The 18,487-nt window shown below is 63.6% G+C and carries 13 protein-coding genes; 5 read left to right on the top strand and 8 right to left on the bottom strand.

The annotated features are described in order from the left end of the window. Positions 1–95: 95 nt before the first annotated feature. The 3 genes from A7B18_RS19620 (at position 96) to A7B18_RS22110 (ending at position 1,633) form a co-directional block, all read left to right on the top strand. On the top strand, positions 96–341 hold the full coding sequence (locus tag A7B18_RS19620) for a helix-turn-helix domain-containing protein (RefSeq protein ID WP_102128376.1): 246 nt from the start codon (positions 96–98) through the stop codon (positions 339–341). Next, positions 338–1,021 carry an IS630 family transposase gene (locus A7B18_RS19615; protein WP_146009609.1) on the top strand — a complete coding sequence of 228 codons (684 nt, stop codon included), beginning with the start codon at positions 338–340 and terminating at the stop codon, positions 1,019–1,021. The genes A7B18_RS19620 and A7B18_RS19615 overlap by 4 nt, the downstream gene beginning before the upstream one ends. 465 nt (positions 1,022–1,486) lie before the next feature. Next, positions 1,487–1,633, top strand: coding sequence for a hypothetical protein (locus tag A7B18_RS22110; RefSeq protein ID WP_180970257.1), 147 nt, complete (start codon positions 1,487–1,489; stop codon positions 1,631–1,633). A gap of 107 nt (positions 1,634–1,740) precedes the next feature. Here A7B18_RS22110 and A7B18_RS19610 read toward each other — a convergent pair whose 3' ends face one another. From A7B18_RS19610 to A7B18_RS19595, 4 genes are all read right to left on the bottom strand, one after another. Further along, positions 1,741–6,420: a DEAD/DEAH box helicase gene (locus tag A7B18_RS19610; protein WP_146009608.1), complete on the bottom strand. Its 4,680-nt coding sequence runs from the start codon at positions 6,418–6,420 to the stop codon at positions 1,741–1,743. A gap of 45 nt (positions 6,421–6,465) precedes the next feature. After that, positions 6,466–7,536 carry a DNA-methyltransferase gene (locus A7B18_RS19605; RefSeq protein ID WP_180970256.1) on the bottom strand — a complete coding sequence of 357 codons (1,071 nt, stop codon included), beginning with the start codon at positions 7,534–7,536 and terminating at the stop codon, positions 6,466–6,468. Positions 7,537–7,771: 235 nt separating this feature from the next. Then, a complete protein-coding gene (locus A7B18_RS19600; RefSeq protein WP_146009606.1) occupies positions 7,772–8,284 on the bottom strand; it encodes a hypothetical protein in 513 nt (170 codons plus the stop codon). Beyond that, entirely contained in the window at positions 8,281–8,586 is a 306-nt protein-coding gene (locus tag A7B18_RS19595) for a helix-turn-helix domain-containing protein (protein ID WP_102128371.1), read from the bottom strand. Before A7B18_RS19595 ends, A7B18_RS19600 begins: the two co-directional genes overlap by 4 nt. A 796-nt stretch (positions 8,587–9,382) precedes the next feature. Between A7B18_RS19595 and A7B18_RS19590 the strand changes: the two genes are divergently transcribed. Further along, on the top strand, positions 9,383–9,961 hold the full coding sequence (locus A7B18_RS19590; RefSeq protein WP_180970255.1) for a hypothetical protein: 579 nt from the start codon (positions 9,383–9,385) through the stop codon (positions 9,959–9,961). A 555-nt stretch (positions 9,962–10,516) separates the two neighbouring features. Here A7B18_RS19590 and A7B18_RS19580 read toward each other — a convergent pair. The 4 genes from A7B18_RS19580 to A7B18_RS19565 are packed head-to-tail and all read right to left on the bottom strand — an operon-like array spanning position 10,517 to position 16,237. Next, entirely contained in the window at positions 10,517–12,337 is a 1,821-nt protein-coding gene (locus A7B18_RS19580; RefSeq protein WP_102128369.1) for a TniQ family protein, read from the bottom strand. Next, positions 12,334–13,395, bottom strand: coding sequence for an AAA family ATPase (locus A7B18_RS19575; protein ID WP_102128368.1), 1,062 nt, complete (start codon positions 13,393–13,395; stop codon positions 12,334–12,336). The genes A7B18_RS19580 and A7B18_RS19575 overlap by 4 nt, the downstream gene beginning before the upstream one ends. Then, complete coding sequence (locus tag A7B18_RS19570) at positions 13,392–15,506, bottom strand: DDE-type integrase/transposase/recombinase (protein WP_102128367.1); 2,115 nt, start codon at positions 15,504–15,506, stop codon at positions 13,392–13,394. The genes A7B18_RS19575 and A7B18_RS19570 overlap by 4 nt, the downstream gene beginning before the upstream one ends. Next, entirely contained in the window at positions 15,503–16,237 is a 735-nt protein-coding gene (locus A7B18_RS19565) for a TnsA-like heteromeric transposase endonuclease subunit (RefSeq protein WP_180970253.1), read from the bottom strand. Before A7B18_RS19565 ends, A7B18_RS19570 begins: the two co-directional genes overlap by 4 nt. 824 nt (positions 16,238–17,061) lie before the next feature. Here A7B18_RS19565 and A7B18_RS21630 point away from each other — a divergent pair. Further along, entirely contained in the window at positions 17,062–18,006 is a 945-nt protein-coding gene (locus A7B18_RS21630; RefSeq protein WP_146009605.1) for a hypothetical protein, read from the top strand. Positions 18,007–18,487 lie beyond the last annotated feature (481 nt).

Raw genomic sequence — 18,487 nt, 5'->3', positions numbered from 1 at the left:
TTGCCACAGGCCCGGCGAGAAGCGAGCCGGACCCTGGAGGAGGTCCGGCTCGATCGGTGTCCGCATTGCGGGGAACAACTGCGGGGAGCGTCCCCATGAGCCTGAACGGAAGTGACAAAGTCCTGTTAGAGGGTGCGCTGTACGACCGTCCTCGTCCTGGAGGGCAACCCAAGTTGAATGCGAAGCAGACAGCCATCTTAATTGCAGAGACGTGTTCTGCCGCCCCAAATGGTCGTGAGAAGTGGACGATGCAACTGCTGGCGGATCGTCTCGTCACCTTGGGTGTGGTGGATAGCATCAGTGACGAAACGGTGCGCCGTCGTCTGAAAAAAACGCGCTGAGACCGTGGCAGGTTCGGAGTTGGTGTGTCGCCAAGGTAGGAGCAGACTTCATATGGCGAATGGAAGAAGTGTTAGACACTTACGCCAAACCCTATGATGCCTCGTTTCCTGTCATCTGCTTCGACGAAAAGTTCTATCAATTGCTGGAACATCTGGCTGACCCACTTCCACCCGCGCCGGGTGTCCCGGCGCGGGTGGACTATGAGTACAAGCGGTGTGGGACGGTGAATCTCTTCGTTGCCTTTGAGCCTTTAACCGGACAACGGACGATTACCGTGACCGAACAACGAGGAAATGCCGAATTCACCGCGCAGATGCAGAGCCTGCATCTGCGCTATCCAGAAGCTCAAAAGATTCGACTGGTCTTGGACAACCTTTCGACCCATTCCCCAGCCGCTTTATACCAACATCTCCCACCTGAAGAAGCGCGGCAGTTAGTCCGGCGTTTTGAATGGGTGTACACACCCAAACATGCCTCCTGGCTCAATATGGCAGAGTTGGAGTGGGCTGTGTTGCAGCGACAGTGTTTAGGACAGCTCCTAGGAACGAAAGAAAAGTTGGTATGTGAGATACGGGCATGGGAACAAGAGCGCAATGCTCGCTCAGTCAAAGTGAACTGGCAAGTTAATGCGAGTCGAGCCCGAGAGAAATTGGGCCGTCGCTATCCGTTCCGCTCTTAGCTCAAAAAATCCCCGTGGTCGTCCACTAGCGGCTTGCCTTCGACGTAAGCGTCGTCAAAGTCCTCTTCAGGACCCTGGGCGCGAAGGTACTCCCCGCAGGTGGCCGAGTTGCTGAGGCAGGCGACGGGTGGAGTGCTGCTGATCTACGAGGCCCACAGCCTGGTGCAGGATGAGCGCGACACCTTCGGCTACGAGGCGCTCGACGCGCTGGTCAATCCGGGGGAGCCTGAAGGTCATCCTCTGCGGCTACCCAGCGGAGATGGAGAGGCTGCTGGTGGCCAACCCGGGCCTGTGCTCGCGCATCTCCCGGGTGGAGTTCCCGGACTACAGCGCCACGCAGCTAATGGGCATCCTCCTCGCCGTCTGCGAGCAGCACGACTACCAGCTCACCCCGGCCGCCCAATCCCACGCCGCCGCCATGCTCCGCGCCACCTGGACGGCGAGGCGGCCCGGGAGAACGCCCGGATGGTCCGCACCCTATTCGAGGCGACCGTGCAGCGGCTGGCCCTGCGGCTGGGGCACCTGCTACCGGACCTGAACGACGAGAACCTTAACACCCCGACAGCCGACGACCTCGGGGATGAACCCGCGCGTCAGGTCATGAGTGCCTGAATGGAGCGGCCCTGGCTGCTACCCTGGAGGACGAAGTGATGCGCGTCTTCGACATCCACCCCCTCTGAGCATCAACAGAAAGGCATCCGGCTTGTCGCCGGATGCCTTCATTTGCCCAGCCGCACTTCTATTTCCCTGGCATGACATACACCGTCTTCATCGGTATAGGTGATCGTCGCCTCACTCACCTGTGTGCAGAACTGCCGCACGAAGGCCTTCAGCAGTCGGGAGTCACGAGCCACGTCCTGATCGTCTGACAGGTGCAGCAGCACCGAGCGCGACATCAGGACAATCACCTTCACCCTCGCGCGAGTCACGAGGACGTTGAAGCGCCTAATGTCGTATAAGAACTCATCCTCGGACGCGATCAGGTCGGGATCGCCCAGGCCGAACGAGGCCACGATGACATCCCGCTGACCGCCCTGGAAGCGTTCCACAGTGTCCACCGCTGCTCTGATCTGTCCATAATTCGCGCCGAGCGGCCGCAGCAGCTCAGCCAAGCGCGTCACCGTAAGGCTCCCCTGGGCGCGGTGCGGCGCCACGACGCCGACCCCGCGGTCGAGCAACTTCCCGAGGTCGTAGGTGCGATCCCACTTTTCTTGCACGACCCCGTGCTCGTTCAGCGGCGGCCCGGCCCTGTCCTGCAGCATCGCCACGACCGCCGAGGTCAACAGCGCCTCGAAGTCGTTCGACTGGCTGCTGAGATCGTCATCGTAGAGCAGCGCGACCAGCGGGTACTCCGGGTTCAGCAGCTCCGCCAGGAGCGGGTCGAAGCCCAGGCGCGCTGGCCACACCGCCGGAGTGGTGGCGGGCAAGGGCGCACGCAGCTGCAATTCCAGCGTTGGCGAGTGCGCCTGCAGCCTGCTGTCGTACCCTGCCTTGTGGGTGAAACGAACGATCCCATCGTTGGAACGGTAGTTCTCCTCCAGGTTGAACCGTTCCAGCCCATGCTCGTGTACCAGGAAGTCGAACACCGATCCCACCCTGTTCTCCAGACCTTCCGGCGGATCGGCGGCATGGATCGGCGGAAGCTGCAGGCCGTCGCCTGCAACCAGCGCCTGCGCACCAGGTGCAGCCTTGCTGAAGATCAGCGTGCTCGACGCCACATCCAGCTGTGACGCTTCATCCACGATGATCAGGTCGAACCATGCCCGCTGTGTCGCCTCAGCTCGCTGTGCCTTCTGAGCAACAGTTCCGCGGCGTCCAGCGGGTGCATCCAGCTGCGACAGTTTGTGGATCTGATGCTGGGTCGTGCCGACGATGAACACGTCCCCTTCTGTCGGCTCCTGCAGGCGCTCGAACAGTTCAGCGGCTTCAAGCCCATCGCCGATGACGACACTCCTCAGCCCGGCAATCTCGTCATGCATATTTTCTGCACGGCTCTCAGAGGCAAGGCGGTAGACGTCCACCCCCGCACCTACGTGCTGGAGCTGGTCGACCAGCTCCATGATGACGTTGTCCACGGCGGTATAGGTCGACGTCGCCACCAGGATACGGAGCGTCCGCTCTTCGACCTGGGCCTGCCGGATGGCCGCCCGGATCACCGCGCGAAGGGTCGCGCTCTTGCCGGTGCCCGGCGGCCCCCAGAGCACAGCCAGGCGACGCTTCATGAAGCGCTCGAGCGCGTTCCACTGGGAAGAGTTGAGATCCCTGCCCTCCTCCAGCAGCTGCGCCTGGAGCCACTCCTTCACGTCCTCCTGCCACTCGACCTCTTCCTGTGAGGTCGGCTTCGGACGGAAGATGAAGTCATGTCCCGGAAGGTCGCACCCGTGGCCCGTCGGAGCCACGTCGTACAGTGCCCGCGCGATCGCTGCATCCTCTGGCGGAGCCAGGGGGCCGCGCAGCCCCTGGAGCGTCTGTAGCAACTTGATGCTGAAGTAATCAGCAGTGAGCTTGTCCAGCATCACCTTCCTGGAAAAATCCACGCCAGCCTGCTGCTCCAGGTCAGCAAGGCGCGACGTACTTGAAGCTCGCAGTGCGATCAGCCCGTCAGACTTGTCCCGATCCAGCGCGGCCAGCGTCACCTTCGTCAGGCCGCTCTCGCGAAGAGAGACGTACTGCTGCCACTGCTGCACCTCGAAGGAACCGTTCACCACGTCATCCGTCCGCAGGTCGAGGAAGTGCGGCTGCGACACAGGCGACAGTGCCAGGTCGAAGTCCCCCGGCTTCACCTTGATCTCCGTCGACCCAGGGGACAGGCTGTAGATCAGCAGGTCAGGGTTCGCTTCCAGGCCAGCAGCCGTCGCCTGGTTCAGCCTGTCAAGCGCGGCATCGTATTCCGGTGTGCCGAAGTCGAACCTGTGCGGCAGGAAGGCCGCCTCGAAGACATCGACACGTTCCGTGGGCGGCAGGGCGTAGACCTGCTGCCGCTCCAGCATCTGGATGTTCGCCCCCAGCTTCGTGAACTGGTAGAGGAGCTGGCTCTGCAGGGGGACATCCCTTAGCTCCGGCCGATCACCGTTGATCTCCGGAGCCGCCTGCGCGGCCAGGAACCCTTCGCCCCCGCCCTCGCGCTCCATATGGTCGCGCCTGGCCAGTTGACCCTGGAGGTGCGACACCGCCAGCGCCTTCGCCCTGGTCGCCGCCTTGATGCCTGACTGCGCTTCATCCCAACTGAGCTGACCGGGGCCGAGGCTGGATCGACCACTCCAATACTCATGGATGCGCTCGCCCGGAACCAGGTTCGACATGTAATCGCGGAAGAAGGTGCTGACACCCTTGAACTCGAAGCCGAGCGCTTCGGCCGACTCCAGCAGGGTGAAGTGGTAGGGCACCGGCAGCGAGAGGTGCCGCTGCACCACGGGGGCCAGCAGGGTGATCGGCGACTCCCTGGTGGCGTGTTCTGGCTGCTCCACCATCTGCTCCGCAGGGAACAGCCAGGCGACATCCCGCAGGTCGGCGTCCTGCATGATGGCCTCGAAGTGGCGGCTAATCAGGCGCTTCATCTGCCGGTACTGGGCATCGTCCCAGAAGTAGATCTGATAGGTGCTGGCCGCCGTCTTGCGGTCGGAACCCTGCAGCACCCGGTTCCTGATCCTGTCCTGCTCCCTGACCTTCTCCAGGATCCCCTTCAGCACCTTCAGGAAATTCAGGAAGTAGTCGCGCTCACTGCTCAGCCGATCCTGGCGGCTCGGCGGGGGAACCACCATGACGTCGCGGGCCATCCGTTCCTCGAAGGGATCGGCGGGAGCGGCCACGTCCTCACCCTCTTCCCGGGGCGCGTAGCCCCACAGCACCTTCTTCCTCAGCTTGTCAGCAGCTGCCCGCAGCAGTTCCCAGTCGGCATCAGGGATCGCGGGCCCGTTGCGCCGGGAGTTCGGGATCTTCTGGTAGATGCCCGGCGTCGTCCACCGCGCCCTGACAGAGAACGACACCGTCAGCGCGCTGCTCAGGTCGTAGTCCATGAAGATGTAGATGTTGAGGTTCGAGTAGCGCGGCATGCTGGCCGACAGCCCCGAGGTTCCGATCAGCGATACGCCACCCTCGCATGTCTTCAGAGCAGGGTCGCCTGCCGCATCGCGCGCCTCCTTCAGGGACTGGAGCGACTTCGCGCGCGCCAGCAGGATGTGGCGCTGCTGGCTGAGGCGGCGGTGGCGCTTGAACACCGGATCCGTCGCAGGAACGACCACCAGTTGGTCGACGGTTCGCGCGCGTGTCTCCAGCTGCCGCTCCGTGCCACGGGTGAGACCAGCGACACGCTTCACCAAGTGCTGCGCCTCGGCCTGCTCGTAGCAGTGCCGACCGTCTGGCGTGACCAGCGGCGTTCCATCGGCGCGCTTGAAGCGGTAGCCGAAAAACTCGCAGGTCTGGCAGCCGACCCCGGTGTGCCACTGCAAATCCTGCCAGGCCGTGGTCATGATGCGCGGCAGTTGCTCCCGGAAGACCTTGTCGAGACTGGGGATGTAGACGTCGAACGGTGCCACTGTGAGGTCAGCCTCAAGAGCTGCTTCCATCGCCAGCGGCTGCCCAGTCAGGGCTGCGTCGCGTGTTGCCAATTTCAGCTTCGAGTCCGCGTAGCTCCCGGGCCAGACCGCAGCGCTGGCGACGATCACGAAGCGTTCCGACAGACTGGCCCGCCCCTCTTCTGCCGCAACAGCAGCCTCTTCCTCCAGCCAGGCGGCGAGGATCATCGAGTAGTAGACCGTCTCCGCGAAGTAGTTCGCTTTGGGATCCGCCGAAAGCTTGATGTCGACCACGCGGAGGCGGATTCGCTCATCCGGCGCTTCCAGCGGCGTCAGGTGGCCCGTCGGCCCCACCTCCTGCTGGGCTTCCAGCACCTCCGCTTCCCGCTCCTCTTGGGTCAGCACCGACATCGGTCGCAGAGCCTGGAGGACGTCAGGACGCACTTCCTGACGCTTGCCAGATCGCTCATCGAAGAGGAGCGGCAGGCCGTACTCATCCACCAGGCCAACCAGGTTGAACGCTTGCAGGAAGCTGTCCGGAATCGAGATCTGCGCCTCGATCACGAACTGGTGGGGCTGTAAGTGTTCGAGCGCCTCCCGCAGCGGGAAGGGCTGCGGCAGGTTGTTTTTCTTCGGCTTCACTAGCACGGCCGCAGCCCCGAAGGCGGCGGTCAACTCGGCCACCTTGTCGTCCTGCCATTCGTAGCCCGCCTGTTGCAGGAGGCCCGCCGACTGCTGGCGGCGGTAGGGCTTGGGTGGGGCCGCCACACCATGATGGGCTTCAAGGCTCTTCTGCTCAGCCCCTGGATAGAGCGACAGGCGCAACTGGCGCTCGCAGCCGCTGCGGAGGAATGCGGACATGGCAGACTTCTTGAGTCGGGGCATCGCCTTCCAAGTATAGGCAGCGCAATCGGTGCGCCAGCGCCAGTTTTATGCTTCTGCCAGCATCATCGGTTTCAGGTCAATCCCCATGCTGCGCCTGCCCAGTTCCCGGGCCACCCTCAAGGTCGTTCCCGTCCCCATGAAGGGGTCGAGGACGAGGCCGGGAACGTAAGAGTCTACGGGTTCACCGCAGCTACAGGGCTGCCAACCGACCTGCTCCTGGAGGGCGAAGGTGAATTCCCTGAAATAGCCACCGAGGGCTGCCTTCGCCTCTTCGGCCAGACGGGCGACTTCCTTGGTGTTACCGCCTGCTCCGTTCTGCACCTTGCGCGCCTTGCCCGCATCGCAGATGCCAGTCGCCCTGATCGCCCGCAGATGCGCGTCCGTCAACCCACTCGCCGTCCAGCGCTCCATGGCCTTCACTGACTGCTTGCGATCTGAGTTAAGCGTAAGGCCGCGCTCCAGCTGCCGAGCCAGCGGCTTCCCGCAAGCCGCACACACCCGCTCAGGACAGGCCAGCAGGATCGCTCGACGCGGTAGCTCCCTGGGAAAAGGCGCGACATGCTCGCTGCGGTTCAGCTCTGCGCGGATGTTCCAGATGTTGCCTTCGGACAGGTCGAACTCCTGCCCGTAGGCGAAGGCATCCACGAAGGGCCGCCCCTGGCTGAACTGGAAGATGAACTCGTACCTCTGGGGCAGCCGGCCATGCGGATCTGGCAGACCGTGGGTCTTGGCCCAGAGGATGCGGGAACTCACCGACCAGCCGCGCCCCACCATCGCCGACTCAAACATGGTGGTAATCCCGACCATGACACCATCGCGAACCGAGTCGCCGAGGTTGATGAAGAGCGATCCATGGGGTCGCAGCAGGGGCCGCCACGAGTCGACCACATCCACCAATGTATCCACGAACTCGCTGGCTCTGCGCTCCTGCCCCAGCTGCTGCTCATGCCCATAGTCGCGCTTGAGCCAGTAGGGCGGCGACGTCACGATCAGATCGACCTTGCCCTTCTCCACCTTCCGCCCAACTGCGCGAGCATCGCCGACGATGGCCTTGGGATCGAGCGAAGTTGGTACTCTGAGCCGTCCCGGCCCCATCGCCTTCGCTTTGACCAACATCCCCATCCTCACCTCGACGACATTCCGGGGCGGCTCACCAAAGAGACCGCCCCTCACGCAATTTCTCGAAGCGAGTCTACCACCGACGGTCGGCTGTCGTCGAGTCCCCTCACTCAGCCTTCCGCCCCTCACGCGAGTGGCTACCGCAACCGCGTCGGTAGATCCACAGGGACGTCGCGTCGGGCATCCTCCCCCAACGCTCAGCCATCCAGGCCGCCAACTCGGCGTTGCTTACTCACCCCCGGGCCAGCCAGGCCTGCAACGCCGCCTCCTGCTCCCTGGTCAGGAGGCGGTGGTTCTCTGTCACCCGGCCCTGGTTGCCGTGTGCCACCGCGTCTGGGTCGACCTCGTTGTAGCGCCGCACCAGAGCCCGGTCGGTCTGGTCGCTGACCCCCACCTGCCGCGTCACCTCCATGAGGTCAAGCGTGTATGCCAGGCGGCAAAGGATGTCCCAGCGCTGCCGCTCCAGTTCGGTAACAGCGGCATCGCGGCGGGCCTGCATCCCCTTCATGGTCAGGTGCGGCTCGAGCGTTACCACGCGGCGCGGCTGCTTCCCGTTGCGCTGGCTGACCTGCTCGGTGACCTCGTCGTGCCAGGTCGGGAGCGGTGAGAGGTTGCGGATCAGCGACTCCCCGCTGGGAGAATCGCTGCGAATCGTCCGAGCCTTGATCGAAGTAATCCTAATACCGTGGCGCACCTTCTGGTAGCCACCCAAAGCAGTGATACGACGAGGAGCGACCTTGTTCACGGCTCTACCACCTCGTCGACGCACTCTTCGGCACAGAGCTTCAACACCTCCCACAGAACTTCTCCGCACGCCTGCGCCAGTGCATCCGCGTTTTCAAGCGTGATCCGAAATTCCCCACGCTCGACACGTCCGACGAACGTACGGTCCAATTGTGCCCGAGCGGCTAACTCCTCCTGTGAGATGCCCTGCCGCACTCTGCTTTCTCTGATCTGACGGCCAAAGTCGGCGGAGATCGGCGTTCTCGAAGCTGATTGGTCTCCCTTTAGCCCGGTTCCTACGCCACGTCTGCCTTCAGTGGCCATAGCGACACGCTCGCAGCAGCAGCAACGGCAGGCTACGGCATATATGCGTCATCTTCGGCTATACTCGTGGGGCGTCTCCTGGCGCCTAATTCGCCCTACTCCTACCCAGCACCTTGACCACCGATCCACCGTCCACGAGGGGACGGTGCCGGTGGTTTCTCGCTTTCGGGAGTCTTCTTGATCACAGATACAGCAGCCCTCACCTCCCCAAAAACGCCCAAGGGATTTCACGCCTTTCTCCTTGCGGACCTCCGGGTCGAAGATTCAGGCACAGGTGTGTACGTGGATGTCGTTTTCCAGGACGGCTCTCGTCACCGGGCAAGAGCGAGCGCGGAAGTCCTTAGACTTGGCCCGGGACTCCGGGGCTCACACCGGGCGACCCTCCATTTCAGAACGGACCTGGAGGGTTATCTGGTCGAGCCTCTCCACCTGTACCGGATTCGTGAACATGACGCTCCTCTCGACGAGGACACGGGCACCTACTGGTCTGCCTTGGGCCTGACCCATGGCGCGGAGAATCGGCTCACGGTGTACCCGGAGCGCGCTAGAACAACACCTTTTCAGGTTGTTTTTCAGACGGACCGAGTAAGGTTGCAACCACCCCCAGGAGCACCCGCGCTCCACGTGCGCGGTACCGTACGGGAGAACCGACTTGTCGCCGTGTCCATGGCGGTCGCCGAGCACCTGGAGATTCCACACCGATGGGCAGGCTGGAGGGAAGCCCGGTGAGCCCCTCCGGTCGTCACCTCGGAGTGCTGGGTTGCAGGCGCGGCCCCAGCCAATGGAGGGCAAGGACATGAGAGCGCAACACAGGGAGTTCTGGAGGCCATCCGGACCGTCGGCTCCACCCCTCGGGGAGGCCGAGGCACTCGGGGAAGTAGTCCTTTTGGGCAACGTCACTACCTTCCTGAGGCGGCAGCTCTCCTCCCCTGCCCGGGTCCGGGGAGGCCTCCTGTTCGGCTACCACGATGACGAGCGCCTGCATGTGCTCCTGGCAAGTTCAGCAGGAGTGCCCGGGTGGTACGAGGAGGGCCGGTCCCGACGGGTGCTCGAGGTGGATGCACGCTTCACCCTCGGCTGGAGCGAAGCGCTGTTCGAGGTCCTGGGTGGCCGGGTGGACTGGGTCGGGAACTGGCTGGCTCATCCGGACGGTCAGCTCCGGTCGGAGGAGCGAGACCTACGCTGGTTTACGCGAGGCGTCAGGCTTGGGCTCTTCGACGACCGGAACATCCTGCTGGTCGTGGGCTGGGAGGACAGCCGTTTCCACAGCCGCGCCTACTTCCAGGGAGACGCCGGGAAGGGAGAGCCCCTCATCTGCTTGCCAAGCGATCAGGTGTTCCCCGAACGCCTACGGCAGATCGTGGGGCTTCCTTGAGCCGGCCCTCCTCCCGGACACGGGGCGGATCGCTGATGGATCGGACGAGTCACGCCTTCGTGACAGCCGCGGCCATCGAGCAGTGGTACCAGCTGGTGAGAAAGAGCCGGGGTCAGGTCGAGACTTACCCCGTGGTCCCGGCTGGCGTCATCATGGGTGAGCGCCTGGGACACTATGTGGTGATTCACCATCTGTCCTCCCAACCCTGGACCGGCAGTTTCTCGTTTCTCGAGGGTTGGAGGGCCGGGTACCGCGAGGCACAACACGTCCCGGGACTATCAAATCCACTGGGCCTGTGGTTCTTCACACCGCCGGTGATCGGCGCTCACTGGTTACCCACACAATCAGCGCTTCAGGTCTACCGGGAATCCACCGTCTCGAGACCGGGCTCCCCACCCCAGGAGGGACTCGTCCTGTGCAGCGCCTTCGGTCCACGGTCGCACCTGCTCATGCGGGTGTTCGTGGCGGCGGCTGGGCCGGACGAGTTCAGGGCTCGAGAACTCGTTGTGCAACTGGACCCGGACGATCCGACGACGTGAATCTCCATCCTCCTCGTCATGGCTGAACTTCCAGCACCCGTACCAGGCTCATCAGACCTGCCCGGAGAGTAGGAAGGTCCTGCTGGCAGAACCGCCGGTACATCTCCATCCGGGACGCCCGGTGTTCCCCACTCTGGTTGAGGGCCGGCGACAGACCCGCATCTCCGCTCGTTACCTGCGCCCAGACCCAGGCCGCCGCGTTGCGCCTCCGGGCTGCGTCCTTCACACCCAGCAGTCCAGCCGATCCCGCCAACGTATGCCAGTCCGCTGTTGACAGCGTATGAAAGGTGGCCAGACGCTCGCGTCTGACGCGGTAGTTCACCCGGTGTGGTGCCAGGGAGAGCCGCTGTGCCAGGGCGTGCAGCGCCTCCCTGAAGGGGGCGTCGTGTCCACCGACGGCTAGCAGGCCCATGGCTCTGTTTGCCACTCCAGTGGCGTGCGAGGCGGGGAGCGACAGGGCGTCGGCGGCCTGGGCCCAGGTGTACGGGCCGCACAGCCGCACCAGGGCCATGCTGCACACTCGCCGGGCGAACGAGATAGAGAGGGTCGATGCGGCGAAGAGGGGAGCGAAGTGGGCCTGGTACTCGCCCTCCCATAGCAATTGCGGCACCTCGGCCGGGGTGAACGGATAGGTCACCAGGGAGCCGACCAGGGCACGTCTTCCCAGTCGCCGCTCGAACGACGCGGTTCCCGCCAACCTACGGTCGAAGGCCGACAGCAGCGGACCCTCGATGTGGAAGTAGTCGGCCAACTGTCGCACGTGGCCGCCTTTCACGTCCTGAGCGCGTCGCAAGACGGGGATAAGCAGCGCATCCAGGGCCTCGGCGCTGCCCTGCTTTAAAATCTCCGTGGCCAGCGGCAGCACTGCGGCCGTGAGACGCAGGGTCGCGGGTGGGGCCTTGTACGGGTGAATGGAGGTGCCTCGCCGTCCCTGTTCCCGGGTGCGCGTCAGGTCACGCTCGCGAGCGTGCTCCTGAAAGGCAGCCAGGAGCCCTGGAGGCAGACTTCCCAGGTCTTCCGGCTGCGCCACGTGCAGCAGCAGTGCCGTCAGCGACCGCAGATGATTGAAGGCGTCGAGTGCCCGGAGCTGTTCACCGAGAAACACTCCCTCCCTGGCACGCAGCGCGGCGAGCACTGTTTCCTGGGCTTGCAACAGGTGGGGGGCGTCCGAAAGGTCCAGGGCGGGCGTGTCCACCAGCACATGCCCGCAAGGGACGGAGGACCGTCCCTCCCCACCCAGACCGGGCGCGGGTGGATTCAGGCAGACCCCCAGTTGTACCGGGCGGGTGGCGTAACGAGGCATCCCCCCCGCGTCGGAACGGTAATTGCCGGGGCGGCGGCCACAGCGCGGGCAAATGTCCACCAGCAGCGTCTGGTGGATGGGGCACAGCACCGAGAACCACAACTTCCACTCCAGCTTCCAGGCCGCTTGGTGAGCCAGGCAGCCTGGGCAGTACGCGGACCCCGTGAAGTTCGCCCACTCCCGGTGTGCCACCCGGCGAACGCTGCGTGCGTCCGTCACGTCCAGCCCGGACAGCTCGAAGGCCACCCCGTCGTAGCGCCGCAGCAGCATTCCCCGGACCACGGTCTCCGGCAGGTCATGGACTCGCGCGAACGACGCGACCTGAGCGTCCGTCAAGTCCACCCCATACCCGGAGGGGAGCGCGCCCTGGCGGTCCTCGGAGATGACCCCGGAACGCGTTAGAAGGGTGGAGACCGCCACCGGCAGCAGTTGCAGCGCCCCGCTGCGTTCCACGTAGCTGGCGAACGCCTCGGGCCCGTCCGCGCCGAGTGGCCAGGGCCGAGACGGCAACGGTCGGAGGAGACCCCCCGTCACTCTTCGCCCAGGCTGCCGTTGGAGGCAGCGTTGTAGTCGAGCTTGATGGTGTCCAGCGTGGCCTTGGTGATGGCCTCACTGCCGTCGATGGCCGCCAGCGCCGCTTTCCGCACCAGCGTCATCAGACTACCGATGCTCCCCTGGGTCCGGTTGTACAGGTAGCCGTGCAATCGGTGCAGGGTGCCCTTGTCGTGTCTGAGCAGCACCAGGTGGCTTTCCACCGTCCGGACCAGCTTCTTCCATTCGGGACTCCCCTTCTCGAAAGGGTGGACCAGGCAGTGCATGAAGCGGCCCCCGGTCTGACTGCCGCGCGGCCCGGACTGACGCAGATCCTTGAAGAGACCGATCTTTTCGCAGTCGATGCCAGCGTACAGAAAGGTCGCGCCGGTCATGCTCATCAGGCCCTTCAGGTGGTCGGTGATCTTGTCCGACTCCTTAGTCTGTCGATGAGGACGCAGAAAGTGGATGTCGTCCACGATGATCAGGAAGATGCGGTGACGATCCACCGCACCCCGGATCGCGTGCGTGAGTTCCGCCTCCGTCCGGGCGCCCCGGGGCAATGGCAAGCCCAGGAACTGGCAGATGGCGAGGTTCAGGGCACGCGGGGTAGTGTCCCCGGTCAGCGTGACGTACACCACCGGAATGAACTGATGCTCGTCCTCCGGGGAGTTGAAGGTGGCCTGGCGGCGCAGCCACCGCTCAAGCCGTCGGCCCAGCGTCTGGGCGATGGTGGTCTTGCCGAGCAGCGGGTGGCCGTCGATCACTCCGCCTACCTTGACCTGATTGCGCGGTGCGTAGACGTTGGCCTGCAACTGCGCCCACAGGTCGCGGTGGGACTGCTCGAACTCCCGCGTCTGGAGGGGGCCGAACCGTACGGTGTAGAGCCGCCGGGCGCGGTTATAAGCCGCCCGTGGGGCCCGCTCCAACGCCTCGTACTCCTCCGGCAGGAGAAGGGGGGGCCGATCCGGGGATTTCTGGTTCACGTAAGCTCGCCAGCCCTCCAGCGTCACGATGGAGCCCTCGTCCCCCGGGTCGAAGGGAAGGTGGATGCCACTCACAGCAGGCCGTCCTGCAGCTCGTCCAGATCGTCCAGCGAGGCATACAGACTGTCGTCTGGCGGCTCGGACGAAGCTGAGATCCCGGGCTGGGCGGGCGGGATGGGAGAGGGACTCAGGCGCGCCTCCCGGTCACGAGCCGCCGCGTCTAAGCGGGCAAGGTCGTTGCGAACCGCCCTGGGCAGGGGGCGGTCCGGCGGCTCCGGGGGCGGCGCAGCCTTGACGCGGGCATCGTACTCGCGCTGCCGGGCACGCCTGGCGGCGGCCACGTCCGCATGGTTGTCCGGCGCGAAACCCCGCACCGCCAGGGTGTACTTCACCTGCTCCAGCAGTTCACCCTCGAAGGGCCGGGCAGCCCAGTCGGCGTCGCGGTCCGGCAGCGCATGCCAGGTGCCGGTCTCCGGCTCCTGAAAGAAGACGTAGGTGGGGTCGCGGTCATCCACCAGCACTGGCCACAACCCGCCGAATTCGACGAACGGGCTGGTGCTGTGGCGGTAGGGATTGAGCACGTCACTGTCGTGGTAGCGTCCGTCCACCCGGATGCCCTCGTCACCGATGATGCGCGTGACCGACCGCAGCGCCAGGTAATAGGCGTCGCGGCCGAGGGGAATGGTCAGGTACCCGGCGTGCGCCAGTCCCAGGTCGTACATCTCGACCGGTGAGAGCTTCGCCTTTGGCAGACGCGGGTGCGCCAGCCCCTCGTGAGAACGGCGGTTGTAGTATTCGGTGATCCAGCGCAAGACCTCGTACTTGACCTCGAACCGGAAGTGGAAGGCGGCCACCCGTGAGCCCCGAGCCAGGACGTGCGGACCGACGTAGCCTTTGAGTCTCTCGGCCAGACTGGTGCGAACGTGCAGGAACAGGCGCTCGATGTGCGCCTTGTCGCTGCCCTTGAGGGGGCGGGCCAGGATGATGTCGCAGCCCAGGCGACGGCACAGCTCGCGGAACTGGCTGCTCAGGAACACCTTGCCGTTGTCCACGACCACTGCGTCCGGCAACATGGGCGGGACGTTGGCGAGCACCGATTCGTCCGGCAGACCGTGGGCCTGCAGCAGAATCGCCTCTGGAATACCGACGTACGGCAGCCGGGCCTCCTCGGGCAGGACCGGCCAGGACGGGTGCCAGAGGGTGGGGAACACTATGTCGAGCAGCAGACTGCTGACGTCCACTCCCTTGAGCTCGGTTTCGAGCAGATCGGCAGCCACGATGGCCCGGGTGTAGAGGTCAATGGCCAGGACCAACCTCAGCCGGATGGGCTGTCCGTCCACTTCACTGAGCACCAGAATGTCGAAGGGGCTGATGTCGATGACTACCAGCTGTCCCGGCCGGGTCGCCACCACCTTGCCGAACGGTCGCTTCTGGCCCCGGCTCGCCTCGCTCCGGCGGCGCTTGGCGTGGCGGGACAGTTGCGGCGCGAACTCGTCCACCAAGCGGATGAAGGTCGTCTGGTGAGGCAGCTTCACCGGCTCGATCAACCCCTTGCTCGCCAGGTGTTCGAGCCGGTCCTCGACGAGTTCCCGAATTCGGATGAAGGTGACGTCGCTGGCATCCTCCAGGTCCTTGGCGACGCGCAGGAGAGCGTCGGCGAGGGCCGGGGCCTGGGCTCCCAGCCGGTTGCTCAGCCGCACGGACCTCCGGTCGATTAGTCCAAAAGGGTGGTGCCCGGAGTCCCGGTACTGCTGCAGCCACCGTTCGACCTGGCGGCGATTCACCCCCAGGACTGCGGCCTTCGCGTCGATCCGGTCTTTGAGAAGCGGCGTGCTCGCAGGGTCGAACGCGGGCAGGGGCTCCTCAGGACGGCCTGGGTGACGCCGGCCGCTCCGGAAGCCAGTCAGCACTTCCAGCACGTGCTCCTCCCGCTCCAGAGCAGCTGCCTTGACCTGGTGCGGCAGCCGCTCGAAATGGGCGGCATAGGGGGAGAGCGGGGCGGCGTCCGTGAGCATCCGGAAGGTGGGGGCGGCGATCAGGGTGGTCAGGGCGATCACCCGGGGTGGCTCCCCGGGGGCGTGCAGGATCACTTGCCCGTCCCGGATGTCCGGGCCCAACTCCACACGCCATTCCCGGTCCTCCAGCAACAGCCGCATCCCGGTGGTCAGGCGGGCCGTCAGGGTCACGTCTTCCCCCTGTATCGTGAGCCGGGCGACACCTCCGACCGGTTCGAGAGCGGCCGGGTGAGGTCGAGGGTCAGCCGATGGGTCCAGACCAGGTGGTACAGCACCGGACGCACCCAGTGGTTGGGCCCGGCAAGGGAGGCCAGAGTGCCCAAGAGAATGGTGTCCCGGGCCAGGTCCAGCAGGACCGGCGCGTACTCGTCCAGATGCTGAGGAACACGGCGGTAACCAGCCAGATAACGGATGTTGTGGGCCACTACGGCGGGCGGCTCACTCCATACGCTGTATTCCAATCCAGCACGTTCACAGGCCTGGCGGGTGGCGGCGAAAGCCAGCACGTTGGCTGGCCTGTCGACGAATTTCAGGGGCTTGACGTCCTCGACCAGGCGGACACGACCGGGACGAACGATGAGCAGGTCTGGCACGTGCGAGAGCGCCCGACCCTCCTGATGAAAGAGGAGCTGGAAGGGCTGGGGGGCCACCAGCGTGATGTCGGGATCGTAGTCGAGCAGCATCAGCCGCAGTCGTTCCAGACCGCTCTCAAACCGCAGGTGCCGTTTTGCTTTCACAAAGTAGTACCAGCCGCCGACGTGGGTCTGACCCCGGTAGTTCTTGATAGGCCGGGCCAGGTCGAGCGCCTGAACGTCAATGCGTGATAGGTCAGTCAGTTCGCCCTCAAAAGTGATTGGCGCGTCCGTCAGGCGATAACGGACGCGGAAATTGGTAGCGGACATGATTACGCCTGCGGGGAGGCACGGAGAGTGGTGGGAGACAGCGGGGCAGGCTGGGGAATGCCGAAGCCGTGCCATAGAGCCGTCGCCCTTTCAGGGGACGCGGTACACTTCATGCGGTCTTCTCCTCGAGGGGACCGGAAGCGCCGAGTCCATGGCCAGTGGAGAGCTCGGCGCTTCGTCGTATTCGTCCGGGCGCACCGGACGCTTCCCCACGGCCATTCTTGCCTCAACGTAACGTGGAAGCAACCCCTACGAGGTTGCCACGCAAGTTTAGGGCTGCTGGAGACGGCCGTCGTTTAAACCAACAGAAGGAGCCAGAGAAGTGTCGCGAGGATGCCCTCGCTCGCTCCTCCTTGTGCCAAAGCGAAAAAGTGGGAGATGTGGGACGTTCACCACGTCATTTCCCAAACACCAGTTCTGTTGCCAGCAGAAGCCACTCATATCCACACCTGCGTTTAAACCAGTGTGACAAGCAGCACGAGATAGCCCTTCGATGAACCAAAGATTAAAGGGGCCATAGCCCCCCGCCTGTCGAAGCAGGACGCATTGCGTACACTGTCGACAGTTACCCGGCGAGACTGGTCCCCTCTGGCGATTGCGAGCGCCGTACAGAGGGTAGGGAAAATTTGAGGCTGTTGTAAACGACCTGCCAGCGCCTCAGACCCCGTACCTCCACGCCGGGTGACCGACGAGGAGGATAAACATGCACAACGACAGCAGTTAGCGCACTGGTCGGACAGTCGGACGCACACCTGAATATTGTGCGTCCGACCAAAGACGCAACTAGGACGCTGTGACTCACAGCGTGTGAACTCGGAGGACCTGTGCCAGAGTCGTTCAACGAGGACGCTCCGTCATTGCTTATCGCCTTGCCCGCCGTGACCTTCGGGCAGGGACGTGGGCACTACTGGCGTCACCTCAAATTACTCTCGAGTATGAAGAGGGCTATCGCAGACCAAAGCTGCGAGTGTAGTAAGGAAACAGTGGATAAGCACGTAGCCTTGGAACTCATATGGCAGAACGTGTGCTCTGATTTACAAAAATACGCACAGGACTATCCACAGACCGACCTCGCTGAGCTTGTTCGGCGTGGGCAGTATTTGGAGGCCCTTGCTCTAGGCACTCATGTCACCCGGCCTGAACCAGGTTCAGAACCTTCCACGAAGCGAACATCCCTGGATACCTCTCAATTTCAACATTCCTTGGAACAGGAGGCAGGCCCATCGGCACTCTTGCCGTGGGACGAAATTGTCATCGCCGAGGCAGTGGGCATGCTGGCGGACAGTGCCGAATATCTGGACAGTGACCACCGGTTCCAGACAACCATAACTCAAATTGTCCTCTTGTTGATCTGTAAACACGCTGGCTTTCCATTTCTGAATCCACACGGCAACGACGTCTCCGCGAAGTACTTTCAAACCCTGGTTACACGGGGACTGATGACTCCGCCCGAATGGATGGAGGGTAACCCGTCTGATTGGTCTCGCCTGTACAAGACCTGGAACGACCTCTACAAGGCCCACAGCGAGCGCATTGGGCGCGCGAAGTACCTCGCACCCTCCAGAGCTCGGCCCACATCCGTGTACAGCGTGTTCGACACCGGCGAAATTTACTTTACCCGGCGCCTATTTGAATTTAACGTGCAGCGGAACGCCTACGAAGCTCGTATAAAGCAAGTCAAGAAGAAAGCCGCTGGAAACAAGGACTATCCTACTACATTGATGCGACGTGCAGAAGATGTAGGCCCCGATGAACTTCTAGAAGATTGAACCGGCCATCGTTCTAAAGCTGAGCAAAATGGGAGAAGGTATGCGTACAATAAAACTCAAAGCAGATCGGTGGGGAAACAGCATTGGGTTGCTCATACCTCTCAACGTTGCCGCTATAATTGGCTTACAAGCCAACACCCGGGTAGTAGCGATGTACCAGGCCAACGAAATTCACGTCAATCCGATTCCACAGTACGATCGAACTACCCTGTTAGCTGAGGTCACTCACTCAAACCTACCACAGGACGACTGGGGAATGCTTCTCGCGGACCACCCGGACGAGGTCGAGCATGAAGAGTGAAGCCCTACTGGAGCGCGGCGACCTGGTCTGGGTCCGGCAGCTCGGACGTGAAACTCAGGAGTTGCACCTCGCATAGCGCAGTGAATAGCCGTGCTGGCGGAGAAATTCCGAGTTTCTGCTGAACGTCAGGAGCAGGCGGTTCAAATGAACGTCTGGCATGACCGTCATCAGTGCCAGAGC

Source organism: Deinococcus planocerae, from assembly GCF_002869765.1.
GTDB classification, from domain to species: Bacteria; Deinococcota; Deinococci; order Deinococcales; family Deinococcaceae; genus Deinococcus; species Deinococcus planocerae.
Note: the sequence above shows the minus strand (reverse complement) of the source record. Positions and strands in the feature narration are given on the sequence as shown.

Bases quoted from the DNA above. Each gene is read 5' to 3' on its own strand.
- A7B18_RS19620 (WP_102128376.1), top strand. From the start codon at position 96: ATGAGCCTGAACGGAAGTGACAAAGTCCTGTTAGAGGGTGCGCTGTAC.
- A7B18_RS22110 (WP_180970257.1), top strand. From the start codon at position 1,487: ATGGTCCGCACCCTATTCGAGGCGACCGTGCAGCGGCTGGCCCTGCGG.
- A7B18_RS19610 (WP_146009608.1), bottom strand. From the start codon at position 6,420: ATGCCCCGACTCAAGAAGTCTGCCATGTCCGCATTCCTCCGCAGCGGC.
- A7B18_RS19605 (WP_180970256.1), bottom strand. From the start codon at position 7,536: ATGTTGGTCAAAGCGAAGGCGATGGGGCCGGGACGGCTCAGAGTACCA.
- A7B18_RS19595 (WP_102128371.1), bottom strand. From the start codon at position 8,586: ATGGCCACTGAAGGCAGACGTGGCGTAGGAACCGGGCTAAAGGGAGAC.
- A7B18_RS19590 (WP_180970255.1), top strand. From the start codon at position 9,383: ATGAGAGCGCAACACAGGGAGTTCTGGAGGCCATCCGGACCGTCGGCT.
- A7B18_RS19565 (WP_180970253.1), bottom strand. From the start codon at position 16,237: ATGTCCGCTACCAATTTCCGCGTCCGTTATCGCCTGACGGACGCGCCA.